Consider the following 1514-nt stretch of genomic DNA (forward strand, 5'->3'; position numbering starts at 1 on the left):
TTAGCGTAGCGGCCCCCTGCTTCCTTCAGCGGGGGGCCGTTTCGTGTCCGGCGACCCCCCCGGCCGGATCGCCTGTCGCCAGCGGATGGGCTACCGGTTGCCCATGAGTAAAGCGCGCATCCTGGTCGACGCCGACGCCTGCCCGGTCAAGGAGGAGATCTACAAGGTCGCCTATCGCCGCAACGTCGCGGTGGTGGTGGTCAGCAACGCCCGCATCCGCATCCCCGAGCAGGCGCTGATCGAGCGGGTCGTGGTCAGCGACGGCTTCGACGCGGCGGACGACTGGATCGCGGAAACGGCGGGCCCGCGCGACGTGGTGGTGACGGCCGACATCCTCCTCGCCGAGCGTTGCCTGAAGGCCCGAGCGGCGGTGATCGGGCCGACCGGCAGGCCGTTCACGAGCGGATCGATCGGCAGCGCGGTGGCGGTGCGGGCGATCATGGCCGACCTGCGCGTCGGCGGCGGCGCCATCGGCGGACCGGCGCCGTTCACCAAGGCCGACCGCTCGCGCTTCCTCCAGGCGCTCGACGAGGCGCTGGTGCGGGCCGAGCGGTCGCCGGGATAGCGGCAGCGCGGCGGCCAAAGTTCACGAAAGTTCACACGCTATCGGGGTTCGGGACAGCGGCCTTGCCGGGCACGGCGCAGGCCAAAGTTCACGAAAGTTCACACCCTATCGACGTTTTGCCTTCTTACGCCTGCCATGGCCGTCGAGATATTTCATATAGGCGTCGGCCTTGGCATGGGTCTCGTCTATATAGCTACAGCTAGGGGCGGCAGCCGCGCGCTTGGCCTCGGCCAGCCGGGCCTCGAACTCGTGATCGACCGGTTCGGGCGCGCGTCTGAGCTCGCTGCCATCCTGCACATTAAGGTGAGCGAGCTGGCCGTCGAGCAAGTGGGCGCATTCGAGCGCGACATCGGCGTCGTCGGGACTCATCAGCGCAAGCGGATCGACCGGCTGGACCGGGGCGAGGGCGGGCAGCGCGTCGGCCACGGGCGGCAGCGATCGCGCCACCGCCGGTTCGGCCCGGTCGCGATTGAGGTCGCCGTAGCGATCGGGGAAATGCTTGCGCAGGAGGAACATCATCAGCGCGTCGCTGCGCCGGTGGCGGATGCCGACCCGGGCGCCGTCGCGATCATAGACCGGCTCGCTGGCGCCGTTCAGCGCGCGCTCGAACGCCTCGTCGACCAGCACGTGCGCCGCCTGCTGGATGGCCGCGTCCCAGGCGGCGGCGAAGGCGGCGCCGTCGGACGAGCGGCGCAGCGTGTAGGCGCTGCTCGGCGACATGCCGACCTCATCCGCCGCGCCGCGCACGCTGCCGCTATCGGCGAGATAGCCGATGAAGGCGCGCTGGCGCTGCGGCGTCCAGCCATCGACGCGCGGTTTGCGCAGCACCGGCACCCAGTCATAGTGGGCGGGGTCATAACCGTGTGCGTCGAGTGCGGGCGCGTCGGTGGTGACGATCGCCGAGGGGTCGGCTCCGGTTTCGGCGGCGGACGACGGGGCGGAGACGGGC

At 70.5% G+C, this 1514-nt stretch carries 1 protein-coding gene and 1 pseudogene; one reads left to right on the top strand and one right to left on the bottom strand.

Going from position 1 to position 1514, the window contains the following annotated elements; all coding sequences use genetic code 11:
- The first annotated feature begins 103 nt into the window (after positions 1-103).
- On the top strand, positions 104-565 hold the full coding sequence (locus RMN84_RS07605; protein WP_309611575.1) for a YaiI/YqxD family protein: 462 nt from the start codon (positions 104-106) through the stop codon (positions 563-565).
- 105 nt (positions 566-670) lie between these two features.
- On the opposite strand, the pseudogene RMN84_RS07610 reads toward RMN84_RS07605, so the two are convergent.
- Positions 671-1514 (bottom strand): annotated as a pseudogene (locus RMN84_RS07610) (hypothetical protein); the annotation flags it as partial.

It is taken from the genome of Sphingomonas sp., from assembly GCF_031380695.1.
GTDB lineage: Bacteria > Pseudomonadota > Alphaproteobacteria > Sphingomonadales > Sphingomonadaceae > Sphingomicrobium.